This is a genomic window from Sphingomonas sp. R1 (assembly GCF_025960285.1).
Lineage (GTDB): Bacteria > Pseudomonadota > Alphaproteobacteria > Sphingomonadales > Sphingomonadaceae > Sphingomonas.
In genome coordinates this window covers 1,564,324-1,588,379 of record NZ_CP110111.1, presented here as the reverse complement: position 1 = coordinate 1,588,379, position 24,056 = coordinate 1,564,324, and the positions used below count along the sequence as shown (strand labels likewise).

Genomic DNA, 24,056 nt, shown 5'->3' with positions numbered 1-24,056 from the left:
TCGATGCCCCGGTCGACGAATTCCACCTCCAAGGGCAGGAGCGCGGCGTGCCGCCGCGCACCCACCCCAACCCCTCCCTTGAAAGGGAGGGGCTTAGTATTTGGTTTGGGAGAATATCGTGACCCGCACGCCTGCCCGTCCGTTCCGATCGCGCGAATGGTTCGCCGCCCCCGGGCGCGCCGACATGGCGGCGCTCTATCTCGAGCGCTTCATGAACTACGGCATCACGCCCGCGGAGCTGACCTCGGGCAAGCCGATCATCGGCATCGCCCAGTCGGGCAGCGACATCGCGCCGTGCAACCGCATCCATCTGGAAACGGTGAAGCGCGCGCGCGAAGGCATCCTCGCGGCGGGCGGCATCCCGATGGAATTCCCGCTCCACCCGATCTTCGAGAATTGTAGGCGCCCGACCGCGGCCCTCGACCGCAACCTCGCCTATCTCGGCCTGGTCGAGATCCTCAACGGCTATCCGATCGACGCGGTGATCCTGACGACCGGCTGCGACAAGACCACGCCCTCGTCGCTGATGGCCGCCTCCACCGTCGACATCCCGGCGATCGTCCTGTCGGGCGGGCCGATGCTCGACGGCTGGCACGAAGGCGAACTGGTCGGCTCGGGCACGGTGATCTGGCGCTCGCGCCGCAAGATGGCGGCGGGCGAGATCGACGAGGCCGAGTTCCTCCGCCGCGCCATGGAGAGCGCGCCCTCCTCGGGGCACTGCAACACGATGGGCACCGCCTCGACGATGAACAGCATGGCCGAGGGGCTTGGCATGTCGCTCCCCGGCTGTGCGATGATCCCGGCGCCCTATCGCGAGCGCGGGCAGATCGCCTATGAGACCGGCAAGCGCATTGTCGAGATGGCGTACGAGGACCTGCGCCCGTCGAAGATCCTGACCAAGCAGAGCTTCCTCAACGCGATCAAGCTGCTCACCGCGATCGGCGGATCGACCAACGCCCAGCCGCACCTCAACGCGATGGCCGCGCATGCCGGCATCACCATCACCCCCGAGGACTGGCAGACCGGCTACGACCTGCCGCTAATCGTCAACATGCAGCCGGCAGGGCAATATCTCTCCGAGCGCTTCCACCGCGCCGGCGGCATCCCCGCGGTGCTCAAGCTGCTGGTCGAGGCGGGCATCCTCGACGGCAGCGTCGCGACCTGCACCGGCCGCACCATGGCGGAGAATGTGGCGGATGCGCGCGTGCTCGACGCCGACGTGATCTTCCCGATCGACAAGCCGCTGATGGAGAAGGCCGGGTTCCTGGTGCTCACCGGCAACCTGTTCGACATGGCGATCATGAAGACCAGCGTGATCTCCGACCAGTTCCGCGCGCGCTACCTCTCCACCCCCGGGCAGGAGGGCGTGTTCGAGGTCCGCGCGGTGGTGTTCGACGGGTCGGACGATTATCACCACCGGATCAACGATCCGGCGCTGGCCATCGATGACAATTGCATCCTGGTGATCCGCGGCGCGGGCGTGCTGGGCTGGCCGGGATCGGCGGAAGTCGTCAACATGCAGCCGCCCGACGCGCTGCTCCAGAAGGGCATCCAGAGCCTGCCGACGCTGGGTGACGGCCGCCAGTCGGGCACGTCGGACAGCCCCTCGATCCTGAACGCCTCGCCGGAGAGCGCGGCGGGCGGCGGGCTCTCCTGGCTGCGCACCGGCGACGTGATCCGGATCGACCTCAATCAGGGCCGGGTGGATGCGCTGGTCGAGGCGGACGAGATTGCCCGCCGCAAGGGCGAGCCCGCCCCGCCGATCCCGCCGAGCAACACGCCGTGGGAAGAGCTGTACCGCGAAAAGTCGGGCCAGCTCCACGAGGGCGGGGTGCTCGAATTTGCGACCAAGTATCGCGGCACCGGCCTCAAGGTGCCGCGGCACAACCATTGAGGCTGGGCGGGGGTAGGTTTACCCTTTCATCGAGTCCTCCGTCATTCCCGCGAAGGCGGGCATCCATTTGCCAGGACGTTGGGGGAAAGGCCCTCGGCACCAGCGCCAATGGATCCCCGCCTGCGCGGGGATGACGCCGGTGATGTGGTAAGCGGGCCTCGCTTCCCTGACCCTTATCCCTCCACCTCCGGCCCATTCCGGATATGGCAAGTGTCACCCGCCAGTGATAGTTAACCCTTCGCGAACCAAGGGGAAGGGGACAGCGTGAGCGAAGGGGCACCGGCGAAACGGCTGCGCAATGCGGCCAATACGCGGGGGGTAATTCTCGAGGCGGCCAAGCGTCTGCTGGCGGAGCAGGGCTTCGCCCGCTGGGGCGTCAACGCCATCGCGCGCGCCTCGGGCTATGACAAGCAACTGATCTACCGGTATTTCGGCGGCATGGACGGCCTCGCGGAGGCCATCGCCGCCGATGTGTCCGCCTGGATGGAAACCGCGCTGGTGCGTCCCGAGAACGTGCCCCCGCCCGCCAGCTATGCCGAGATGATGGCGCGCGTCGCCGTGGCGCTGCTCGATGCGCTGCGCAGCGATCCGCTGGCGCAGAAGATCCTGGCCTGGGAGCTGTCCGCTCCCTCCAAGCTTGCCAATGCCTTCACTGAGGCGCGCGGCAAGGCGCTGAGCGCCTGGATCGCCCGCGAGCGCGGAACGCTGCAGCGCCCGGCGGGGATCGACGCGCCGATGCTGAATGCGCTGCTGATCGCCTCGATCCAGCAGCTGGTGCTCTCCGGCGCCACCAGCGGGCGGTTCCTCGGGCTCGACCTGTCCGGAGACGCGGGTTGGGAGCGTGTCCGCGGCGGCATCGCCGGGCTGACCCGGGCGATGTACCAGTAGGATCTAGTTCCTCCCCGAGCTTCGCCCGGGGAGGAATTGGGCTCAGGCCCCGACGCGGATCAGCGCGCCCGGCTGCCCGGCCACGGTCACGCGGAAGCTGAACAGGTCGCCGGAGGTCGGGCGTGCGGCCTTGTCCTCGGCGGAGAGGTGCTTGTTCGCGGTGGTGGCGTAGACGGTCTTCAGGTCCGGGCCGCCGAACGCGATCTTGGTGATCGCATCCACGGGGAAGGGCACCGTCTCGACCAGGTCCCCCGCCGGCGAATAGCGGCGAACCTCGGAGCCGGCGTACAGGCTCACCCAGACAAAGCCCTCGCTGTCGACACAGGGGCCGTCCGGAAAGCCCTCGCCCTCGGCGATGCGGACGAACTCGCGCCGGTTCACCAGCGCGCCGTCCGCATCGATGTCGCAGGCATAGACGACGGCGCCCAGCGTATCGACATGGTAGAGCGTCTTGCCGTCCGGCGAGACCGCCGGGCCGTTGGTGATCGAGACCTTGGGCGCCGAGGCGACGCAGGTCCCGTCGGCGGCGAGGCGATAGATGGTGCCGGTGGCCTCGCTCTCGCCATCGTCCATCGTGCCGAACCACAGCCGGCCTTCCGCATCGACGGTGCCGTCGTTCAGGCGGTTGCCGGGCAGTTCGGGCTCGGGATCGACCAGCGGGGTGAAGCTGCCGTCCGCCGGATCGAACTTCGCCAGGCCGGTCTGCAGGCCTGCGACGAAGCCGCCGCTCGCCGCCGGAAGCGCGAAGCCTACCTGGGCAGGCGCGTCCCAGCTCTGCTTGTCGCCGGTGGCGGGATCATAGCGGTGGATCTTGTGGCCCTTGATGTCGACGAACCACAAGGCCGCGTCGCGCTCCACCCACACCGGGCCTTCGAGAAGCGGGGCACTGAGCCCCCAAACGCTCTCCGGCGCCGAAACCACCACCTTGTCGGTCATCTTATCTCCAGCCTGCATCCACGAAGAATTCGTGGCTCGTTATCAGGCGCGCATCGTCGGATGCAAGGAACAGTGCCGCGGCGGCGATGTCGTCGGGCACCAGGCGGCCCGGGAGGCACTGCGCCTTGACGATCTCGGCCTCGCCCTCGGGCGTGTACCATTTCATCTGGCGCGGCGTCTTGACGTTGCCGGGGACGATGCAGACCGAGCGGATGCCGTCCGGACCCAGCTCGCGCGCGAGGCTGCGGGTGAGGCCCTCGATCGCCGCCTTGGCGGTCTGGTAGAGCGTCAGCTCTTCCAGTGCGAGGTGCCAGGAGATCGAGCCGAGATTGATGATCACGCCGGCGCGCTTCGCCTTCATCGCCGGGATCACGGCCTGCGCCAGGAAGAACTGGTGGCGCAGGTTCACGTTGATGCGGTTGTCCCAATATTCCGGGGTCACCTGCTCGATCGTGTGGCGGTCGTCATTAGCGGCGTTGTTGAGCAGCACGTCGAAGCCGCCTTCGGCCTCGATCAGCGCCTGTACCTGGGCCTGTGCCGCGCGCACGTCGGTCAGGTCCACCTTGTAGAAGCGCGGCGCGATGGCGGCGTCGGACAGGCTCGCGACCAGCGCCAGCGAATCTTCCTCGGCGATGTCGAAGAAGGTCACGTCCGCGCCCTGGCGGACGAACCCCTCGACCAGCCCGGCGCCGATGCCTGAGCCGCCGCCGGTGATCAGGACCCGCTTGCCCTTGAGGCTGGGATAGACGGCGCGCGCTGCGGCCGGAATCGGCCCCTGCTGGAGATCGACTTCAGACATGGACACCTTAGGAATTCGAGAGAAGGCCGCGCGCGGCCAGATTGCGCATCAGGTCGCGGATGCCGAACGTCCAGGGCGCGGCGGCCTTGGACGTGGTGACGCGGTTGACCAGCGTGCCGAGCTTCGGCGTGGCGATGCGGACGACGTCGCCCGTCTTGTGGGTGAAGCCGCGGCCGGGATGGTCGCGGTCCTGCACCGGCGCGAACAACGTGCCGAGGAACAGCGCGAAGCCGTCCGGATACTGGTGCTCGCTCAGCGTCTGGCGGACCAGTTCGGTGGGATCGCGGCTGATCTCGCTCATCTTGTTGGTGCCCGAGAGGCGATAGCCCTCCGGCCCGTCGATGGTGAGGTCGACCACCGCGCTGCGCACGTCGTCCATGGTGAAATGGTCGTCGAACAGGCGGATGAACGGACCGATCGCGGTCGAGGCGTTGTTGTCCTTCGCCTTGCCGAGCAGCAGCGCGCTGCGGCCCTCGAAATCGCGCAGATTGACGTCGTTGCCGAGCGTAGCGCCCTTGATCGTGCCGCCCCGGTCGACCACCAGCACGACTTCCGGCTCGGGATTGTTCCAGTCGCTATCCGAGCGGATGCCGATCTCGGCACCCCAGCCCATGGCGGAGAGCACCGGCGCCTTGGTGAACACCTCGGCGTCCGGCCCGATCGCGACTTCGAGATATTGCGACCACATGCCCGCCTCGATCAGCGCGGCCTTGAGGCTGGCCGCTTCGGCGGTGCCGGGGACGACCGAGCGGATGCCGGCGCCGACCTTGGCTTCCAGATCGCCGCGAATCTCGGCGGCGCGGGCGGAGTCGCCGCGGGCGCGCTCCTCGATCACGCGCTCGAGCGCCGAGACCGCGAAGGTGACGCCGGCGGCCTTCACGCACTGCAGATCGACCGGTGCCAGGATCTGCGGCGCCGACTCGGTGCCCAGCGCCTCGACCGTGCACAGCACGTCGCCGGTCAGCGTCGCGATGTCGTCGCGCTCCATCAGGTCGGCGACGGTGGCGGCGGTGGCCGAGACGTCGATCACCTGGCCGTCGCGCAGGATCACGGGGCTGGGGCCGGCGGGCGTAGCCACGCGGCCGACGAGGATGGCCTGCGCATGATCGGCAGGCAGCATGTCACGAAGCGCTTCCAAGGGACCTCTCGCCAATTTCGTTTCAAGTTGTGATAGCGCTACCATTGCTGCGCCGCGAACGCAAATGTCAAGCGCCGGAATACGCGTCTATCCGATATTTTCAAATATGAGAGAGAATTTCGCCTACGATCGCATCGGGGGCGCGCATCGCACCGTCTTCGCTTGCCCGCACGACCCGCCAGGGGCCGAGCAGATCGGCGGCAACCATCGCTTCGTAATTGCCGCGCACCCGCTGCTGGAGCGCGATATCCGCCTCATATTCGTCGAAGCTGCGGGTCGTATAGCTGCGCTGCGCCTTTTGCAGGATCAGTTCGCGGGCCAGGTCCCAGGGCGTGTCGAGATAGATCGACAGGCGCGGGCGGGGCAAAGCGAACTGGCCGGTCTCCAGCGCGAGGATCCAGTCCATCAGCGCGCGGCCTTCGTCGCCCCCCAGCTTGGCGCCCTGATAGGCCATGTTCGACGCGATGTAGCGATCGAGCACCACCACGTCGTGAGTCGCCTGGGCCTCCAGCAACGCGTCGCGCCACTCGAAGCGATCGAGCGCATAGAGCACGGCGGCGGCATGCGGGGTGACGGGGACGGGCAATTCGCCCGCGAGCATCTTGCCGATCGTCACGCCGGCGACGGTCTGGCCGTAGCGCGGGAAGCCGAGCACGGTGGCGGTGCGGCCCGAAGCCTGCAGCGCCGCGCACAGCCCGTTGGCGGCGGTGTTCTTGCCGACGCCGTCGGCGCCCTCGATCGCGATCAGTTCACCCATGCGAGTGCCATAGCAGGGTGGCCGGGATTGTCACCGGGGGGAGGGCCCGGGGGGCAAGCACATCCGCTTGCGCCCCACTTGCGGTCGTTTGGCGGCTGAGACACTCTCAAACGATGATCGGTTACCTCCGCCATGTAATACCGACCTCCGGGTGGGGATGGTTCGATGCTGACGGTATGACGCGTGACACCCCCGAGCCCTTCCGGCTGGGCTGTGACGATCCAGACGCGTTGGAGGGCATCGTCCTGGGTGATCACGAGTTTGCTGGTGCGACCGTCCGCCTGTCGCCGCGTCACGCGCGCCCTGATGGCTGCTTCAATGTCGAGGTCGAGCGCGGCGACATCTCTCTCGCGAGAGGCTATGCGGAGGTCTAGTCGGGAAATCATTTGCCACGCTCAGCCCCCGGCAGGCGCCGGCTTGCGGGTTTGCTGGCGTTCCCTATATGTTCTGTTTTCGCCCTCGCTGGCTGCTCTTTGACTCCGTACAACACCGCCTCCGTGCCCGTTCGCCTCCACACGGTGCGGCGCGCGCCGGGACGGGCCAGCCGCCCCGCCAATTCGCCACGAGCGTGAACTTCCTCCACTTCGCCGAGGCGCTACCAGGCCGCCGCGTCCGCGCTGCCCGCCATCAGTGGTACGACGCGGCCTCCACCGGCGTGCACAGCAGCGCACAGGGACCTTCGCCGTCGAGCGGCAGGATGGTGGTGAGCGTTGCCAGGCCGCCGGCATGGTCTAGCAGCCAGCCGGGTTCGGCAACCGCCGGGCGTTCGGGGGAAAAGGCGACCCCGGTGCCGTCGGTGATCACGCCCAGCCGGCGCGGCGGGCTGGGCCAGCGGCCGGCAAGATAGGTGAGGCAGGCGCTCGCCGCATCCTGCAGCGCGCCCTCGTCGCTGTCCTCGTCGCAAAAGCCTTCGGGGCTCGCGTCGATCTCGGCGATCACGCGGAAATCGTCGCCGCGCCACCAGATCATGCGGAGCGATCCGTCCATGTCCTGCTGCAGACCCAGAAAAAGCCGACCGCCGGCCGGGAGCAGCGGCTGCGCACAGCGCACCATTTCCTCGGCCAGTTCGGTCAGCTTGTAATTGGGCCGCGGCATCATCTGCTGAGTGCCGCGGCCGTTGGTCTGGGAATCTCGAGGCATCAGGTCGTTCCGCGAAAGGGTTACCCTTCCTTTATAGAACGATTGCTGCGCGAACGGAGTATCAATGCAGCGCGGCGCTGTTCTGCACCGTGGCGGCAAGCGCGACGGCCTCGATCGTCTCGCGATTGGCTTCGGCGGCGACGACGGTCTCGATGCTCTTCGGATCGATCGCGACGACGCTGGAGAGCAGGTTGTGCGGCTGGCCGGCGTCCGGCAGGATCGGGGTGGCGGCGCGTGCCGGCGCGGGCTGGCGACGCTTGGTGGCGGCGGGCTCGCCATATTCGGCCATGACCGAGAAGCGCGGATCGGCTGCGGCGATCTCGGCGATCACCTTGGCGGCGCGCTTGGTGATCTGGCGGACGCGCTCCTTGGTCACGCCGGTCTCGAGCGACAGGTCGTCCAGCGTGGCGGTCTGGAACACGCGGCGGGCGACGATCTCGCGGTCGCGCTCCAGTTTGGCTTCCAGCTTCTCCAGCTCGGCCGGATCGATGCCGTGGGTGGCGGTGCGGAGACGCGGGCCTTCGCGACGCAGTGCGGCTTCTTCCCGCTTCGGGCGGGGACGGCGGCGGAGCTGCTCGATGCCGACCTTGCGGAGATGGTCGACATAGGCCTCGATCAGCGAGGAGATCGCGCCATCGGCCAGATAGTCCGATGCGGCGCTCTCGGTGCGCTCCAGCGCGTCCTCGTCCTCGATCATCGCCTCGGGCGACATCTCGTCGCCGTCCGCCGAGCTGACCATCGCGCTCAGCGAAACGGTGGTGGCCTCGACCTTCTTCGCCGAGGGGCGCTGGTCGGTCATCAGGCGGAAGCGCAGGCTCTGCAGCTCGCCGCGGATCTGCCAGTTGACGAAGGTGGTGAACTGCGCCTTTTCCGGCTCATAGGCCTGGATGGCACGGTGCACGGCGATCGCGCAGCACTGCTCGGCGTCGTCCCAGTGCGCGGTCAGGCCGTACTGGCGGATGAAGTGGCGGATGCGGGGAGCGATGAGCTTCAGGATGCGAGCGAAGGCCCGATCGACTTCTGCGCGCTGACGGGCAGTCTGCTTGCTGTCCTTCGGCGAGTTCTCGATGACGGTTTGGACGGCGGCCTCGAGAGCGATCGTGATCTTCGACATTCGTATTCCCCTGGTTCAGCGCCGGTCCGATCGTTCCGGCGCCGTCGACAGGGGGAGATTTCGCCTGAAACACTTAAAGGAGTGCTAATCGGGGCCTTAGGTAGTTTTCCGCAAAAGGCCCCCGACCTTTATAGCAAGCCCGATTCGCAGTGCGAGCCAAGTGCCTGAAAAAATGATGGTTAATCGCCGTTCAGCAGCTTTGCTAACGACGCGCCGGAAGGCCGAAAATGGCGGATTTACGCGGAAAATTTTTCCGGCTGGACGTGCCGGTCGATAAATTCCAGTAACCATTGCCGATGGGCGCGGGTGGCATCCCCGGCACTGGCGATCCGCTGCTCGGCTGCGGCGCCGCCGATCTGGGCGGCGAGGAGGTGGCGGGCGCGGCCGGCGTCAATCCCGCCGCCCAAAAATTTTCTCGCATCGCCCAGGCCGAGATGGTGGCTGAGATAGGCCGCCTTGGCCAAAGTCTCCGAATCGGCGCGCACATTCAGCCCGGATGATTCGAGCTTGTGCAGATTGTTGCGGGCCATATCTGCCACGGTGAGAATCGAGGCCTGCGGATCGTAGCGCAGGGCCAGCAACTCGCTGCGGCGGCTGGGATCGACCTTGCCGTTTTCCTTGAGCCAGCCGCGCGCCTTGGCAACGTCGTTGAGCCAGGTGCCGCTCTGCTCAGCCAGTCCCTGCCAGGTGCCGCTGAGGAACTGGCCCAGACCCGCCGCGCTGGAGCGCGGGTTGCGGGACAGGGGGTTCCAGCTGCCGTCCTTGCCCTTGCCGGCTTCGGCGTTGACGATCGCCGCGAGCGCCGGCGCCGGGATTCCGCTGCGGGCCTCGGCGGCGGCCAGCGCATCGGCGTAGCGGCTGTTGGCACCCAGCGCGAGCGCGCCCGAGGTGGCGCCGGCGGTGGCACCGGAGGCGGGGGCGGCGGCCATCGCCGCCGGCGGCGACGCGATGGTGCGGGCACGCTCGCCGGTCATCGGGCCCCTTGGCAGCGCGGGCGCGTCCTCGGGGTCGTCGTGGCACGAGCAACTGCACTGGCACTGGCAGCGCCCCTTGGCGGAGCGCGGCGCCTGTGTGCCGAGCAGTTCGAGCAGCGAGTCCATCGCCATGTCGGAACCCGGGCCGAGCGGCGAGCGGCTCTTGCCTGCCTCGCGGTCGTTGTCCCCGATCGCGGCACGCCAGAGTCGGGTGGACAGTTCGGACTGCGCCTGGGCGAAGATCACGTTGGCGCGCTGGGCCGGCGTGAGTGCGGCGAGATCGGTACGATGAATCATGCGGCCTTCACCGGCAGTCGCTTGCGCTCGCGCAGGAAGCGCGCGGCGGCAATGTCATCAATCGCCGCCTGTTCGGCGGCCTCGGCTTCGCGCTCGGCATCGGCGCGGAAGCGCTCGGCGGCGCTCTCGATCGCGCGCAGTGTGCCATAGGCCTCGCGCGCCTGTTCGCGCAGATGCAGCAGGCGCCCCTGCTCGGCGGATACTTCCGCACCGAGCCGGAGTTGGGCGTGCTTGGCGGTGGCGAGCCACGCATCCGAGGCGAAGGGCAGGGCATGTGCAAGCATGCGCTCCTCGCGCATACGCTCGACCAGCGTGCGTGCCTGCTGCTCCATTTCGGCGATGCGCTCGATCGACGCACCGATCGCGACCTTCAGATCGTCGACGGTGCGCTGCTGCATGCGCAGGGCGGTATCGAGCGGCGTCCTCATGCCGCGAGACCGACGTCATGGCCGGAATCGCCGGCCGCTGCGCCCGAGAGGATGGCGGCGAGTTCGGCGAACGCGGCCTCGGCATGGCCCTGGTCGTTCTTGCCCTGGTTGAGCAGCGCTTCGATGCGCGGTGCCAAAGCCACGGCGCGATCGACTTCGGGCGAGGATCCTGCCTTGTACGCCCCCAGCCGTACCATCTCTTCCATGTCGGCATAGGTCGAGAGCAGTTTGCGGGCGGCGAGGCGCACCTCGTTCTGCTCGGCCTCCAGGCAATGGGGCAAGGTACGCGACACCGATTTCAGCACGTCGATCGCCGGATAGCGGCCGCGTTCGGCGATGGCGCGGCGCATCACCACGTGGCCGTCGAGGATGCCGCGGACCGCGTCGGCCACCGGCTCGTTATGGTCGTCGCCGTCGACGAGGACGGTGAACAGGCCGGTGATCATGCCGGCGCCCGGCGCGCCGGGGCCGGCGCGTTCCAGCAGGCGGGGCAGTTCGGCAAAGACGGTGGGGGTGTAGCCCTTGGTCGCCGGCGGCTCGCCCGAGGCGAGGCCGATTTCGCGTTGCGCCATCGCGAAGCGGGTGACCGAATCCATCAGGCACAGGACGTTCAGTCCCTGGTCGCGGAAATGCTCGGCGACGGCGAGGGTGGTCCAGGCGGCCTGGCGGCGCATCAGCGCGGGCTCGTCGGACGTGGCGACCACGACGACCGACCGCGCCATGCCCTCGGGCCCCAGATCGTCCTCGATGAATTCCTGCACTTCGCGGCCGCGTTCGCCGATCAGCCCGATGACCGCCACGTCACACTGCGTCCAGCGCGCGAGCATCGAGAGGAGAACCGACTTGCCGACGCCCGAGCCTGCAAAGAGGCCCAGGCGCTGGCCGCGGCACAGCGGTACGAAAGTGTCGAGGCAGCGCACGCCGGTCTCGATCCGCTCGGCAACGCGGGCGCGACCGGCCGCGGCGGGCGGGGAGGCCTTGATCGGCTGCGGATCGGCGCCGTTGGCCAGCGGTCCCTGGCCGTCGACCGGGCGGCCGAGGCCGTTGATCATGCGGCCGAGCCACGCCTTGGACGGGCGGACGGTGAACTGGCCGGCGCCCAGTTCGGCGATCGCGCCCAGGCCTACGCCCTGCGGATCCACGAAGGGCAGGCACAAGGCGACGCCGCGATCGAGCGCGGTCACTTCGGCTTCCACCTTGCCGGAGGGTGACTGGATCTCGACGCGGCTGCCGATCTGGGCGACGCCGGTCAGGCCTTCCACTTCGATGAGGGCGCCGCGCACCGCCACCACGCGCCCGAAGCGCCGGTCCGGGACCATGTCCCGGATCGCACGGGCGGCACTGGCGAGCGTCTGCATCGCGGCGGCGTCCTTCAGGCGGCCTGGGTGGCGCTCTGGTCGGCAGCGGCGTCTTCCAGCGCGATCACCTCGCGGGCGACGGCGAGCGCCTTGTAATATTCGCCCTGCGCCAGATCGTTGGCAAAGCGGATGCACAGCTCGCTCGCCTGGGGCGTGCCGAGCGTGGTGATCAGCAGGCTGATCAGCTGGACGACGGCATCATGGTGCGCGTCGCGGCCCGCGGGATCGATATAGGCCAGCATGGTGGCGAAATAGAGCTGGCGGGCGGTGCTGGTCGCCTCCTCGGGACGCATCACCTCGCGGCCGCGCAGGATCGATACCTTGTTCTCCACGGCGATCTGGGTACGGCCCACGGCGCGGAGCACCGCGCCGTTGACGATCGCCTTTTCGCCGTCGCGGAGCGTGATGCGAAGCATGGAACTGGCCTTTCGATAAGCGTTCCTAAACTTATAGCGACGTTTGCAGCGCGCGGGGCGAACACCCGGCAAATTTTGCCGCCTGGTGCATCGCAGCAGGCAAAATTGCCCCATCGATTTGGGGGGGCTCTTTCACCCTCTACAATGAACAGGTCGCCGGCGTGGGATCGCGCGGGCATCTCGAGGAGTTTTGATCTTGAGCCTCTATTCCGCTCTATACGCTGGCGTTTCCGGGCTGAGCGCGCAGTCGAGTGCCATGGCTACGGTTGCCGACAACATCACCAACATCAACACCGTCGCCTACAAGGGTGTCGAGGCCCAGTTCCGTACGCTGGTGACCGATGGTCGCGCGTCGTCGAGCTATTCGGCCGGTGGTGTGGCTGCGTCGCCGATCGCCCAGGTATCGAAGCAGGGCCTGCTGCAGGCCTCAGGCAGCACCACCGATCTGGCGATCGACGGCAACGGCTTCTTCATCACCCGCAGCGGTACCACGGAAAGCGATCCGGTGGCATATACCCGTGCTGGCTCGTTCAAGCCGGACGAGGAAGGCTATCTGCGCAACTCTTCGGGCCTGTACCTCTATGGCTGGCGCCTCGACGCCACCGGCAAGGCGAACAACACCGGCAGCCTCGACACGCTCTCGCCGGTTCGCCTCAGCGATCTCGTCGGCACGGCCGCCCCGACCACCAAGGTGCAGGCGCGCATCAACCTCCAGTCGGACGCGGCGATTTCGTCGAGCGCCGCCAGCTACGCCACCGGCACCATGGCGGCCTATAGCGCCAACGCCTCGAGCGGCACCAAGATCGAGCCGACGTTCACCCGTCCGTTCACCATCTATGACGCGCAGGGCGGCAGCCACCAGCTCAACATGTCGTTCCTCAAGACCGACACCAACGAGTGGAAGATGGAAGCGGTCGTCGTCCCGGCATCGGACGTCGATGCGACCGCCAACCCCAACGGCCTGGTCGGCAGCGCAACCGTCGAGTTCAACGGCGATGGCAGCCTCAAGGCGCTGACCTGGGACAATCCGGGTGCGGACAGCCCGCTGGACATCAAGTACACCAACGGCGCCGATTATCAGCCGATCGACATCGATCTGGGCAGCCCCAACTCGATCGCCGGCATCACGTCCTTCGGCCAGCCTTCGTCGCTGATCTCGGGCGGTGCCGATGGCGGCGTGCTCGGCAACATTGCCTCGACCGAGGTATCGAAGGACGGCATCGTCAGCGCGATCTTCGACGACGGCTCGACCCGCAAGGTGTTCCAGCTGCCGATCGCAACCTTCGCCAATCCGAACGGGCTGACCCGCGTCTCCGGCAATGCCTATTCGGCGAACCGCCAGTCGGGTTCGATGACGATGAACGCACCGGGCGAACTGGGCGCCGGCAAGCTTTCGTCCAACACGCTGGAGGCCTCGACCGTCGACCTGGCGGGCGAGTTCACCAACATGATCCGCTTCCAGCGCGCCTACAGCGCATCGTCCAAGATCATCACCACGGTCGACGACATGCTGCGTGAAGTCAGCGACCTGAAGCGCTGACGACGACTAGGGCCGGGGGACGCACGACATGGCGCTGAACGAAATCCTTGGAACCGCGGTTTCCGGCCTGGCAGCAGCCCAGGCCGGACTGCGTGCGGTATCGAACAACATCGCCAATGTCGGCGTCGCCGGCTATGCGCGCGAGCGCGTTTCGCTGTCGACCTCGGTCGTCAATGGACAGGTCAGCGGCGTGAACGTCGGCGAGCCCGAGCGCGTGGCCGATCGCTTCCTGGAAGCGACGGTGTACCGCCGGGCCGGCGACTATGGGAAAACCGAAGTCACGTCGAGCTATCTGGACCGGCTGCAGGCGCTGCTCGGCGAACCGGGGGCGTCATCGGGTCTGCCGGCCCGGCTCGACGCGATCACCTCGTCCGCGACCGCGATGACGGGATCGCAATCCTCGGCACAGACCAAGGCTGTCTTTGCCGGCAATGTTTCCGATGCGCTCGCGTCGATGCAGCAGACGACGCGGGACGTCGACGGCCTGCGGGCAGATGTGGAATCGGAAGTCGGCTACACGGTCGACAAGATCAACTCGCTGCTCCAGCGCATAAACGATCTGAACAGCACGGTAACCCAGGCGACCGCGTTCGGGCGGAGCGCCAGCGGCGCCGCCGACCAGCGGATGAACGCGATCGAGGAACTGAGCAGCCTCTTGTCGGTGAACGTTCGTGACCAGGCCGACGGCCGGGTCACTATTGAGACGACGTCCGGCCAGATGCTGCTCGACAGCAAGCTGCGCCAGCTCGACTACCCCAATAGCGGGAACGGCACCGGCACGTCGCAGACCACCTATCCCGAGATCAGCATCCGCTTCGCCAACAAGGACGGCACGATGGGCGCGCTGACCGGCGAGAAGCTGGATTCGGCGGCGGTGGGGGGCAAGCTGGGCGGCCTGCTCGATCTGCGGGACCGTGCGCTGCCCTCCTTTTCCGAACAGCTCGGCACCGTGTTCAGCGGCCTGTCCGAGGCGCTCAACGCCGTATCGAACGAAGGCACGGCCGTGCCGCCGCCCGCCAGCCTCACGGGGCGCCAGACCGGGCTGGTTTCCACCGATCGGCTGGGGTTCACCGGCAAGGCCACGTTCGCCGTCACCCAGTCCGACGGAACGCTCGTCGCGAAGACCGAAGTCGATTTCGACGCGCTCGGTGCCGGCGCGACCGTGGCCGACATGGTCAGCGCGATCAACACCGGCCTCGGCGGCGCCGCAACCGCCAGCTTCACGAACGGCGTGCTCAGCTTCACCGCCGCGAATTCCGGCACCGGTGTCGCGATCGCGCAGTCGACCAGCAGCCCCAGCGCCCGCGCGGGCGTCGGCGTGTCGCAATTTTTCGGCATGAACGACATCATCCGCAGCGACAGCAGTAGCCTGGTGCCCAGCGGTTTCATCGCTTCCGACCCGCATGGCTTCGCCACCGGACAGACCGCGCAGATCGTGCTGCGGGACGCCTCGGGCCTGGCGCTGACCAGCTACACGCTGCAGCCGACCACCGGTGGCACGATGGGCGACATCGTGACCGATCTGAACAACAGCCCGCTGAGCAATTTCGGCAGCTTCTCGCTCGATACGCGGGGGCGGATGCGGTTCGAGCCGGCGAGCGGCATGTCGGGTGCGGTGATCTCGATCGCCGCGGATTCGACCGACCGCCTCGGCAGCGGCCGGACCTTTTCGTCGCTGTCGGGGCTCAGCGGGCTCAACAGCGGTCTCGACGTTGCCAAGGTTCGCAACGACATTTCCGCCAACGCCGATTCCATCCCGCTCGCCCGGCTCGATACCAGCGCGGCGGTGGGAACCAAGGCGGTTGGTGCGGGCGATACCCGCGGCGCCACCGGCTTCGTCAACAAGCTCGCGGGTACGCTGGACCTGGGCAAGGATGGCGTGACCACGGTCGGTCGCCTGTCCACGCAGCTGCTGGGCCGCGCCGGTCTGGAAGCCAGCCAGGCGAAGAGCCGCTACGACGATGCCGATGCCCGCAAGTCCGACGCGGTCAACCGGCGTGACAGCTATTCGGGCGTCAACATCGACGAGGAACTCTCGCAGATGGTCGTCCTGCAGAACAGCTATTCGGCGGCGGCGCGGGTGATGACCACCGCGACGCAGATGTACGATACGCTGCTGCAAATGGTACAGTAAGGGAGCTGATCTGATGTCTCGTGTTGCCACCATTCCGCTCCAGCGCACCATGGCCAGCGCAATCTCGATCGCGCAGGAAAAGCTCGCGGTCACCCAGAAGCAGCTTTCCACCGGCAAGAAGGCGACCGACTTCGCATCGCTGGGTACCGAGGCCGTGCGCAACCTCTCTGCACATAGCCTGCTGGAGCAGCAGAAGGCGCAGACGTCGGTGGCGAAGCGTGTCACGACGACCATGTCGCTGTACCAGGGGCATATCGAGGGCATCCAGACCACGACGACCGATCTGCGCCAGCAGATCATGACCGCGATCGGCACCGGGCAGAGCTCGGGTCTGCAGGAGGCGATCGAGAGCTCCTTTGCGCAGTTCCGTGCCTCGCTGAACGCCAGCGAGGGCGGCACGCCGCTGTTCGCCGGCTCGCAGACCGACCAGACGCCTTTCTCGCCGACGACGCTGGCCGATGCGGCGGCGACGACCGCCGATCAGGCGTTCCACGACGACAATGTGCTGTCTTCGGCGCGCGTCGGCGACGGGGTGGACGTCACCTACGGCGTCAACGCCAGCGCGATCGGCAAGAAGATGTACGAGGCGTTCCGCACGCTTGCCCAGGCGGGTCAGATCGGGTCGACGATCACCGACGCGCAGAAGACGGCGTTGCAGCAGGCGGTGGCCCAGCTGAACGGTGGCCTCAACGACGTCAATGCGGTCAACGCCGATAATGGTCGCAAGCAGAACCAGGTCGAGGATCTGAGCACCCGCGGCGAGCAGCGCTCGCTGCTGCTGCAGAAGGTGATCGAGGACAATGAGGATGCGGATCTGGGCCAGGTCGCCGTCGACCTGTCGCAGCAGAAGACCGTGCTCGAGGCGAGCTACTCGGTATTCTCGCAGCTGAGCAGCCTCAGCCTCGTCAAATATCTCTGAGCGCGAGCGCGCGTTCGAATACGGCGGTGAGCATCGGCTCGGTCAGCCGGCCGATGTTCTGATTGTAGCGCGACACATGGTAGCTATCGAGCACCACCTGTCCCTTCGGCAGATGGTGCTCGGCGCCATGGGCGAAGCGCGCCTTGGGCAATTTGCCGCCCAGCGCCTTCACCGCCGACTGGTGCGCGATTTCGCCCAGCGCAACGACGATCGGCGATCGCAGCTGGCCGGCCAGGAACGGGCGGCAGGCATGGATTTCCGCGGGCATTGGGCGATTGTCGGGCGGCAGGCAGCGCACCGCATTGAGGATGTGCACGCCGCGCGGCACGCCTCCGTCGGCCAGTCCCAGCTTCTCCAATACCGCGAACAGCAGCGTCCCCGAATCGTCACCGGTGAAGGCCTGGCCGGTGCGGTTGGCGCCCAGCCTGCCGGGGGCCAGGCCCACGATGGCGATCGGCGCCCCTTCCTCGCCCAGGGCAGGTACCGGCGCGTTCCACCATTCGGGCTGCTCGATGCGCATCTGGGTGCGAAGCGCCACCAGCCTGGGACAAAGCGGGCAGTCGCGATCGGGTTCTGGGCTTGGCGGATACATGGGACCGCGATAGGCGCGGCAGCGTGCCGCTCACAAGCTACATCGTCGCCCTCGGGTCCAACCGCCGCGGTCGCCACGGCAGTCCCCGGCGCGAAGTCGCGGCCGCACTCGCGGCGATCGGTGGCGTGCGCACGGCGTCGCGGATCCACGAGACACCGCCGCTGGGACCCTCGATCCGCCGTTTCGCCAATGCGGTCGCCTGGATCGAGAGCGACGAGACGCCAGAGGCGCTGCTGCGGCGCCTTAAGGCAATCGAGCGCGCCTTCGGCCGCCGCCGCGGGCAGCGTTGGGGAGCGCGTGTGATCGACCTCGACATCGTGCTATGGTCGGGCGGCTGCTGGCGGGGTCGCGATCTGACCGTGCCCCATCGCCAGTATCGCGATCGCCGCTTCGTGCTGGCCCCGCTGGCCGAGATCGCCCCGAACTGGCGCGACCCGGTGACGCACCGGAAGACACTTCCGTTACTGCACGCGGTTGACCGGCGGCGCCCCTGCGCCTAGGTGGCGCGATGTGGGTCCGTAGCTCAGTCGGTAGAGCAAGCGACTTTTAATCGAGAGGTCCCGGGTTCGAATCCCGGCGGACCCACCACCGCCTCTCTGGAAGCCCAACAATCTTGAAGAGTATGACGTCGCAGAAACCCGCTTGGTTTTTGCCGGGCCTCGACGTGCGTCCGGGCATTGGGGGGGCACTATCCTGGTCATGGGGGACCCGAGGCGAGGCTGACGCGGGCACGTCGATCGCTTGGCAGGGTGCCTTGCCGACCATCGGCGGGTTGTGCTGGCCGGAAAGTCTACTTCCGCCTCGGCCGGACGAGCCGTGCGCCGCGAGCAACGGGTGGCACAAAAAAGGGCGACCCCGGCGGGGCCGCCCTGTTCGTGCGAGGTACGTCGCGTCTTAGGCGTACGTAACCCGGGGGCTGCGGCGACGGCGAACGGCCGCACCGGCCATGCCGGCACCCGCAATCAGCATGCCCCAGGCAGCCGGTTCCGGCACGCCCGACGGCGGCGACGACAGCGAGTAGCTGCCCGAGACCGCGGAATTGGCGCCGCCGGTCTGGGTGAAGCTGAAGGTAAGCGACGCCGGGCCGGTCGTGAACGCGCTGAGCGAACCAGCCGGGGTGAAGGTGCCGAGCGTGTAGAACGAAACGACGCCGCTCAGACCGGAGGCGTTGACCGAGGTCACCGTGCCGGTGAAGTTGCCGAAGCTGCTGCTCAGCGTGATCGGCGAACCGCTCGACGCCGTGACGTTGCTGACATTGGCGAAGGTGAAGTTCGGAACGACGCCGAAGTCACCCGTGGTGCTCGAGACCAGGCTGACCGCGCTGCCGAAGGTGGTGCCAGCGCCGATTACGGGAGTCGAGCTGGTGACGCCGAACAGCGCGCCAGCGAGCGTGCCGACGATGGTTGCCGCCGAGGCGGCCGTTGGAACTGCAACAGCGGCCGTTGCGGCAGCGAGCAGCGCGATAGCTTTAGTGCGCATAGTATCCCCTCAACTTAGGTAAGCACCGGTAGGCCGGCCCTACCCAAACTCCCGGAGAGGCAGATGGTGGCATGACGCAATGCAACCATAGAATCCCAAAATGACACAAGGGCTTGGCATCTCGTTGCGCGAGCGAGAAAGCGGTGCACCCGGCCTTGTGAACGTCGTCGCTATCGATCCTCAATGCAGGCCTGAACCTGCATTGTGCCGCTGGGGATGAACGCGGGAAATCCATTCCGGCTCCCCGGACCACTTTCTGTAACGTTGTGCTGCAACGACGCAGATAAAGAACGCTATTTTCGCCTCACTCAGATAAGAGAAGGACCCTTCGACCCCCATCTTGCGACTTGGTATCCCTCCTCGGCATCCCCGCGCCGATCTCTTTGGCGGCGCAGCAAAAAATTGTTGATACCATATAACATACCCGGTACATCCTCGCGCCATCTTCCCTTCAGAAAGCGGAAACCTGATGTCGCGTCGCGTACTCCTCGCCTCCTGCTCGCTTGCTCTGCTGCCCGTGTCCGCCTGGGCCGATCCCGATCGAGTTGTCCTGGCGAGCGACGCGCCGGCGCAGGCGAAGAGCGATCCGGCGCAGGCGCAGCAGGGCGCGAACATCATCGTATCGGCCCCCTATCGGCAGAGTGAGACTGACGTGCTCTCCGGCACCTCCGTCGTCACCGGCGAGGAATTGACCCGCAGCCTCCGCCCGACCATCGGCGAGACGCTGGCCCGCCAGCCGGGCGTGTCCGCCAGCTCGTTCGGCCCGAGCGCGTCGCGGCCGATCCTGCGCGGCTTCCAGGGCGAGCGCGTCCGTATCCTGACCGACGGTATCGGGTCCATCGATGTGTCCAACACCTCGGCCGATCATGCGGTGATCATCGACCCGCTGCTGGCCGAGCGCGTCGAGGTGCTTCGCGGACCGTCGGCGCTGCTGTTCGGATCATCGGCAATGGGCGGCGTCGTCAATGTGATCGACAGCCGCATCCCACGCACCGTGCCGGAGAAGGGCTATCGGCTGAGCAGCATCGCCACCTATGGCTCCGCGGCCAACGAGCGTTCGGTTGGCGGGGCGGGGGACGTAGCGGTGGGCAGCCACCTGGTCCTGCATGCGGATGGCGCCTATTCCAAGTCGGACGACCTCAAGATCGGCGGCTATGCGCTGACGGCGGCCAAGCGTCGTGAAGCGTTGGCCAGCGCGGCGCTCCCGGCCGACCCGGCTGCGGAGGATCCGATCGACTTCGCCGCCAACGCCGCAGTGCGTAACCGCCTGCCCAACACCGCCGCCAAGACCTGGACGGCCGGGGCGGGGGCGGCGATCGTCACCGATACCGGCACGCTCGGTATCGCCTATAGCCATTATGACAGCCTCTACGGCGTGCCGATCCGCTTTGCGACCGAGGCGGGCCAGGAGCAGGAGGCGCCGCGACTGAGCGTGGTGCAGAACCGGATCGACCTGCGCGCCGAGGCCGATACCGGCGGCGGTATCCTGCAGAAGCTGCGCCTGCGCGCCGGCTATGCGGCGTATCGCCATTTCGAACTTGAGCCCGATGGCGGCGTGGGCACGGCCTTCTACAACAAGGGGCTGGAGGGCCGGCTCGAGCTCGTCCAGGCCGATCGCGGCGTCTGGAAGGGGGCGAGCGGCGTGCAGTATTTCGCCCGCGATTTCGACGTGGTGGGCGACGAAGCCTTCCTGCCCAAGAACAAGACCGAACAAATCGGCCTGTTCACGCTGCAGCAGCTCGACATGGGCGCGCTCAAGGCGGAGGCGGGGCTGCGCTACGAGTTCACCGATCTGTCCGCCGATCCCGTGCAGGGCGATCTGCGCTTCTTCAACGGATCGCGGCATTTCGAGGCGCTGTCGGGCTCGGTCGGCGCTTCCTATGGCGTGAGCCGTGACGTACGGATCGGTCTGAACCTCTCGCATACGGAGCGTGCCCCCTCGGCCGAGGAGCTGTTCGCCAACGGCGCCCATGCCGGCACCGAGGCCTATGAGCTAGGCAACCCGGGCTTCCGGCTGGAGAAGAGCTGGGGCCTGGAAGCGACGCTGCACGCGCATGGCGACGGGTACAGTTTCGATGCCTCGGCCTATTACAACTGGTTCTCCAATTATATCAGCGATGCCGAGACCGATCCTGCGGTCTGCGCCGCGGCTGCCGCGCCGAGCGGGCGGACGGTGGACCTGCCCTGCTTCCAGTTCACCCAGCGCGATGCGCGCTATTATGGCTTCGAGGCCGAGGGCTCGGTCCGGCTGGCGCAACTGGGCGGTACCACGATCAATCTCGATGCCCTGGGCGATTATGTCCGCGCCAACATCGTCGATCAGGGGCCGGCGCCGCGCATCCCCGCCCCGCGCGTGCTCGGCGGGATCGAGGCGCAGTCGGACCGGGTTACCGGCCGGCTGGAGGCGGAGCATGTGTTCGTCCAGAACCGCACTGCCGCATTCGAGACGCGTACCGCGCCCTACACGATGGTCAACGCGACGCTGAGCCTCAAGCCGTTCCCGGCCATGCCGGGCACGACGCTGACCCTGTCGGCGAACAACCTGTTCGACGTCGATGCCCGCCGCGCCAGCAGCTATCTGAAGGATTACGCGCCGCTCGCAGGCCGTGACCTGCGCGCGACGCTGCGTTTCAGCCTGTAGTCACGTCCAGCAGGTCGCCGATCATCCCGGTCGGGCTGGCGGCGGGGATCGCCGCCATCGCCTTGCTGATCCGGGCGGGGTCGATCGCCTGGGCGGGCTGGGTGAGCAGATCGAAGGCCTGGGCGCTCGGCAACGGCTTGAAGGCCGAGGCATAGCGGGTGCGCAGTGCCTGCAGCTTGGCTTCCTGGTTGAGCATCGCCAGCGCTACCGCCTGGCGCAGCACGATTGCCTGGGCCGGCGGGGTGAGCGCGCCGGGGGCGGGCAGGGTCGCTTCGTTCTCGGTGACGAAGGATCCCCAATTGCGCGTGCGCCAGTGAATCTCGCTGCGTACGCCCGCGCCGCCCGGCACGCCGTCCAGCGCGGCCATCGCCGCAGCCTCGCGGCCAAGCTTGTACAGCGCCACCGCCTCGATCCGCTTGCGATCGAAGCGCATCGCGTCCGAATAGCTCGGTTGTTCGGAGGCGCGCAGCGTATCGAGCGCCTTCACCGGATCGCCGGAAAGGATGAACAGCGTCGCGACCTTCACCGATAGCGGGCCCTGTGCCACGTCCTGCCGGCGCTGAATCAGCTGATATTGCAGCAGCTCCGCCGCGCGCGGATAGAGCCCGGCATCTTCCAGCCGTGCGGCGAGGCGCAAGGCCAGCGCGTCCCCTTCCGCTCCGGCGGGCGCGAGCTCCTTGTAATCCCAGTATAGCCCCGCCGCCTCGGGCAGCGGCGTGCCGCTGTCGGGCGCCAGCATTTCGGCCAGCCAGCCTTGGATCTGCTTGAGCATGGCGGCGGAATCATTGTCCGGACGGAAATAGCGGAACAGCGTGGCGGCGCTGCGCAGCGCCGATCGGTGATCGTTTTCGGCCTGCGCCAGCTGATATTCCAGCCGCAGCGCGCCTTGCTCGACCAGGTCGCCGCGCCAGCCATAGCGCAGCGCCTCGAGTTGCTTGATCCCTTCCTTGGGATCGATGCGGTGCAGCTTCAGCTCCCCTTCGATGCGGGCAAGCTTGGCCTCGGCCTGCACGTCGGGGGTGCCGCTCAGCTCGGCGCGGGACAGGCGGAACAGTCCCTCGGCCGGGTCGCCCGAGGCAAGCAGTGCCTTGCCGCGCAACAGATTGGCCTGTGCGTCCTGCTCGCCGAACAGCTTGAGCCAGGCGATCACCGGCTTGCCCTGCCCCAAGGCGATCGCGCCGCGGGCGGCGGCGAGGGTGAAGGGCTTGCGCTCCTGCGGGGTGCGGCCGTTGATCGCCGGCACCGCGCAATTGATCTGGCGGCCGGCAGCGGCGGTGTCGCCCGTGCCGGCAAGCGCGCGGACACGCCACGCGCAGGCTTCGGCATTCTGCTCGAGTTCGGGCAGCGACAACGCCTGCACGGCATCCTTGTAATGGCCGATCGTCACCATCGCGGCGCCGGTCGCCAGCTGGAACGGTGCGGCGAGCGCCAGATCCTCGTCGTCCGAGACCATCGTCTCGAGCACGCTCAGCGCTTCGGCACCCATGCCGCGATGGATCAACGATCCGGCATAGTTCCAGCGCGCGAGCTGGCGCTGCTCCGGCGTGGCGCGGACGATGGCGTCCCAGGCCTCTTCCTCGGTCAGCGCTGGCCAGCCATGGCTGTCGGTGATCGTCGGCATCTGCGCGAGCACCGCGGCGAAGGGCGGCAGCTCGACCCGGCCTTCCGCGGCCGGGGCGGGGGCTGTCGCGGTTTCCGCACTGTGCTCGGCCGCGGCAGGGCCATGCTCGGCGGGCGCATGCGCAGGATCGCTGGGGGGCGCAGCGGCGGTGCTGGCGAGCAGCGCGACGATCAGCAGGCGACGCATCAATGCGCCCCCGCGACGAAATAGGTGACGGCGGCGCCGCCCAGCATGCAGGAAATGACGAAGACCAGCGCAGGCACGATCGGCAGACCGCCCGATGCGGCAGCATCCGGTGCGCCGGGCTTGGCATTCTGCTCCGTCTTGGTGTCGACGGCGTTGCCGCGGGCGGCGCCGGCATCGGCGACGACGCGCATCCGGGCGGGGCGTTGATCGTGGCTCATTTGGATTCCGTTAAGTGCTTACCCCTTATTTATAGGACGTGCGTGGCCGCCGGGCGGCCCGAACCATGCGATAACAGGAGAAATTCGGTGCGCGGCAAGCGAATGTCGGCGATGCTCGGGCTGGTAGCGGCGGCACTGTCGCCGCTGCCCGCGGGACAGGCCTTCGCCTCCGGCGGCGGTGGCGGCGGGGACGGCGTGCATCTCGTCACGATGGACTCGATCGCGGTGCCGATCGTCGATTCGGATCGGGTCGCCGGCACGCTGAATTTCAAGCTGGTGCTCGAGGCCCACGATGCCGCGGCTGCCGAGAAGCTGGCGGCGGCGATGCCGACGCTGCGGATGGCGGCGATCGCCGGGGGCGTGGAATTTGCCCGGCTCGATGCCTCGGCACTGCGCGCGGTGAACGCCGCCGATCTCGACAAGACGCTCACGGCCGCGCTCAAGACGGCGTCGCCCGAAATCGGCCGGGTGCTGATCGTGGAAGTCGGCGCCTCGCAGAACTGAGGGTCGCGGCATCTGCGCCCCAGGGCGCGCGGCAGGAACCGCCTCTACAGACAACAACACCGTCGGTCCCTCCACGGGGACGA

At 67.7% G+C, this 24,056-nt stretch carries 23 protein-coding genes and 1 tRNA gene; 10 read left to right on the top strand and 14 right to left on the bottom strand.

The annotated features are described in order from the left end of the window. The first annotated feature begins 115 nt into the window (after positions 1-115). Positions 116-1,894 (top strand): IlvD/Edd family dehydratase, encoded by a 1,779-nt coding sequence (locus tag OIM94_RS07690; protein ID WP_264609862.1) that lies wholly within the window; start codon positions 116-118, stop codon positions 1,892-1,894. Between the two features lie 264 nt (positions 1,895-2,158). Continuing rightward, positions 2,159-2,782 (top strand): TetR/AcrR family transcriptional regulator, encoded by a 624-nt coding sequence (locus OIM94_RS07685; RefSeq protein WP_264609479.1) that lies wholly within the window; start codon positions 2,159-2,161, stop codon positions 2,780-2,782. A 42-nt stretch (positions 2,783-2,824) separates the two neighbouring features. Here the strand turns inward: OIM94_RS07685 and OIM94_RS07680 are convergent, their stop codons facing one another. From OIM94_RS07680 to OIM94_RS07665, 4 genes are all read right to left on the bottom strand, one after another. Further along, positions 2,825-3,718 carry an SMP-30/gluconolactonase/LRE family protein gene (locus OIM94_RS07680; RefSeq protein WP_264609478.1) on the bottom strand — a complete coding sequence of 298 codons (894 nt, stop codon included), beginning with the start codon at positions 3,716-3,718 and terminating at the stop codon, positions 2,825-2,827. A 1-nt stretch (position 3,719) separates the two neighbouring features. Beyond that, the gene (locus OIM94_RS07675) at positions 3,720-4,517 is read right to left on the bottom strand and encodes an SDR family NAD(P)-dependent oxidoreductase (RefSeq protein ID WP_264609477.1); all 798 of its coding nucleotides are present in this window, start codon (positions 4,515-4,517) and stop codon (positions 3,720-3,722) included. Between the two features lie 7 nt (positions 4,518-4,524). Next, positions 4,525-5,637 carry a fumarylacetoacetate hydrolase family protein gene (locus tag OIM94_RS07670; protein ID WP_264609861.1) on the bottom strand — a complete coding sequence of 371 codons (1,113 nt, stop codon included), beginning with the start codon at positions 5,635-5,637 and terminating at the stop codon, positions 4,525-4,527. Positions 5,638-5,755: 118 nt separating this feature from the next. Beyond that, a complete protein-coding gene (locus OIM94_RS07665) occupies positions 5,756-6,412 on the bottom strand; it encodes a dTMP kinase (protein WP_264609476.1) in 657 nt (218 codons plus the stop codon). A 176-nt stretch (positions 6,413-6,588) separates the two neighbouring features. Between OIM94_RS07665 and OIM94_RS07660 the strand changes: the two genes are divergently transcribed. After that, the gene (locus OIM94_RS07660; protein ID WP_264609475.1) at positions 6,589-6,786 is read left to right on the top strand and encodes a hypothetical protein; all 198 of its coding nucleotides are present in this window, start codon (positions 6,589-6,591) and stop codon (positions 6,784-6,786) included. A gap of 253 nt (positions 6,787-7,039) precedes the next feature. Here OIM94_RS07660 and OIM94_RS07655 read toward each other — a convergent pair whose 3' ends face one another. The 6 genes from OIM94_RS07655 to OIM94_RS07630 form a co-directional block, all read right to left on the bottom strand. Next, positions 7,040-7,552 carry a hypothetical protein gene (locus OIM94_RS07655; RefSeq protein WP_264609474.1) on the bottom strand — a complete coding sequence of 171 codons (513 nt, stop codon included), beginning with the start codon at positions 7,550-7,552 and terminating at the stop codon, positions 7,040-7,042. 61 nt (positions 7,553-7,613) lie between these two features. Continuing rightward, a complete protein-coding gene (locus OIM94_RS07650) occupies positions 7,614-8,666 on the bottom strand; it encodes a sigma factor-like helix-turn-helix DNA-binding protein (protein ID WP_264609473.1) in 1,053 nt (350 codons plus the stop codon). A gap of 236 nt (positions 8,667-8,902) precedes the next feature. Further along, the gene (locus OIM94_RS07645; RefSeq protein WP_264609472.1) at positions 8,903-9,937 is read right to left on the bottom strand and encodes a peptidoglycan-binding protein; all 1,035 of its coding nucleotides are present in this window, start codon (positions 9,935-9,937) and stop codon (positions 8,903-8,905) included. Further along, positions 9,934-10,335 (bottom strand): hypothetical protein, encoded by a 402-nt coding sequence (locus OIM94_RS07640; protein WP_264609471.1) that lies wholly within the window; start codon positions 10,333-10,335, stop codon positions 9,934-9,936. The genes OIM94_RS07645 and OIM94_RS07640 overlap by 4 nt, the downstream gene beginning before the upstream one ends. A gap of 26 nt (positions 10,336-10,361) precedes the next feature. Beyond that, the gene (gene fliI, locus OIM94_RS07635) at positions 10,362-11,723 is read right to left on the bottom strand and encodes a flagellar protein export ATPase FliI (protein ID WP_264609470.1); all 1,362 of its coding nucleotides are present in this window, start codon (positions 11,721-11,723) and stop codon (positions 10,362-10,364) included. Positions 11,724-11,737: 14 nt separating this feature from the next. After that, entirely contained in the window at positions 11,738-12,139 is a 402-nt protein-coding gene (locus OIM94_RS07630) for a flagellar biosynthesis repressor FlbT (protein ID WP_264609469.1), read from the bottom strand. Positions 12,140-12,395: 256 nt separating this feature from the next. Between OIM94_RS07630 and OIM94_RS07625 the strand changes: the two genes are divergently transcribed. Genes OIM94_RS07625 through OIM94_RS07615 form a run of 3 tightly spaced genes read left to right on the top strand, consistent with a single transcriptional unit; the run spans position 12,396 to position 16,732 of the window. Next, a complete protein-coding gene (locus OIM94_RS07625) occupies positions 12,396-13,679 on the top strand; it encodes a flagellar hook protein FlgE (RefSeq protein WP_264609860.1) in 1,284 nt (427 codons plus the stop codon). Between the two features lie 28 nt (positions 13,680-13,707). Then, a complete protein-coding gene (gene flgK, locus OIM94_RS07620; RefSeq protein WP_264609468.1) occupies positions 13,708-15,813 on the top strand; it encodes a flagellar hook-associated protein FlgK in 2,106 nt (701 codons plus the stop codon). Positions 15,814-15,826: 13 nt separating this feature from the next. Continuing rightward, the gene (locus tag OIM94_RS07615) at positions 15,827-16,732 is read left to right on the top strand and encodes a flagellin (protein WP_264609467.1); all 906 of its coding nucleotides are present in this window, start codon (positions 15,827-15,829) and stop codon (positions 16,730-16,732) included. Here the strand turns inward: OIM94_RS07615 and OIM94_RS07610 are convergent. Beyond that, positions 16,719-17,324 carry a uracil-DNA glycosylase family protein gene (locus OIM94_RS07610; RefSeq protein ID WP_413716386.1) on the bottom strand — a complete coding sequence of 202 codons (606 nt, stop codon included), beginning with the start codon at positions 17,322-17,324 and terminating at the stop codon, positions 16,719-16,721. The two genes, OIM94_RS07615 and OIM94_RS07610, sit on opposite strands and share 14 nt — an antisense overlap. A 23-nt stretch (positions 17,325-17,347) precedes the next feature. Here OIM94_RS07610 and folK point away from each other — a divergent pair, with 23 nt between their 5' ends. Next, positions 17,348-17,824: a 2-amino-4-hydroxy-6-hydroxymethyldihydropteridine diphosphokinase gene (gene folK / locus OIM94_RS07605; RefSeq protein WP_264609466.1), complete on the top strand. Its 477-nt coding sequence runs from the start codon at positions 17,348-17,350 to the stop codon at positions 17,822-17,824. Between the two features lie 12 nt (positions 17,825-17,836). Then, positions 17,837-17,912 (top strand) — tRNA-Lys (locus OIM94_RS07600). A 306-nt stretch (positions 17,913-18,218) separates the two neighbouring features. Here OIM94_RS07600 and OIM94_RS07595 read toward each other — a convergent pair. Then, a complete protein-coding gene (locus OIM94_RS07595) occupies positions 18,219-18,803 on the bottom strand; it encodes a PEPxxWA-CTERM sorting domain-containing protein (RefSeq protein ID WP_264609465.1) in 585 nt (194 codons plus the stop codon). Between the two features lie 469 nt (positions 18,804-19,272). On the opposite strand from OIM94_RS07595, the gene OIM94_RS07590 reads away from it, so the two are divergent. After that, positions 19,273-21,444 (top strand): TonB-dependent receptor, encoded by a 2,172-nt coding sequence (locus OIM94_RS07590; protein ID WP_264609464.1) that lies wholly within the window; start codon positions 19,273-19,275, stop codon positions 21,442-21,444. Here OIM94_RS07590 and OIM94_RS07585 read toward each other — a convergent pair. Together OIM94_RS07585 and OIM94_RS07580 are read right to left on the bottom strand one after the other, a co-directional pair. Continuing rightward, positions 21,434-23,251, bottom strand: a complete 1,818-nt coding sequence (locus OIM94_RS07585; RefSeq protein WP_264609463.1) for a hypothetical protein — start codon at positions 23,249-23,251, stop codon at positions 21,434-21,436. The two genes, OIM94_RS07590 and OIM94_RS07585, sit on opposite strands and share 11 nt — an antisense overlap. After that, positions 23,251-23,469 (bottom strand): hypothetical protein, encoded by a 219-nt coding sequence (locus OIM94_RS07580; protein WP_264609462.1) that lies wholly within the window; start codon positions 23,467-23,469, stop codon positions 23,251-23,253. Before OIM94_RS07580 ends, OIM94_RS07585 begins: the two co-directional genes overlap by 1 nt. 87 nt (positions 23,470-23,556) lie before the next feature. Between OIM94_RS07580 and OIM94_RS07575 the strand changes: the two genes are divergently transcribed. Further along, positions 23,557-23,973: a hypothetical protein gene (locus OIM94_RS07575; protein WP_264609461.1), complete on the top strand. Its 417-nt coding sequence runs from the start codon at positions 23,557-23,559 to the stop codon at positions 23,971-23,973. Positions 23,974-24,056 lie beyond the last annotated feature (83 nt).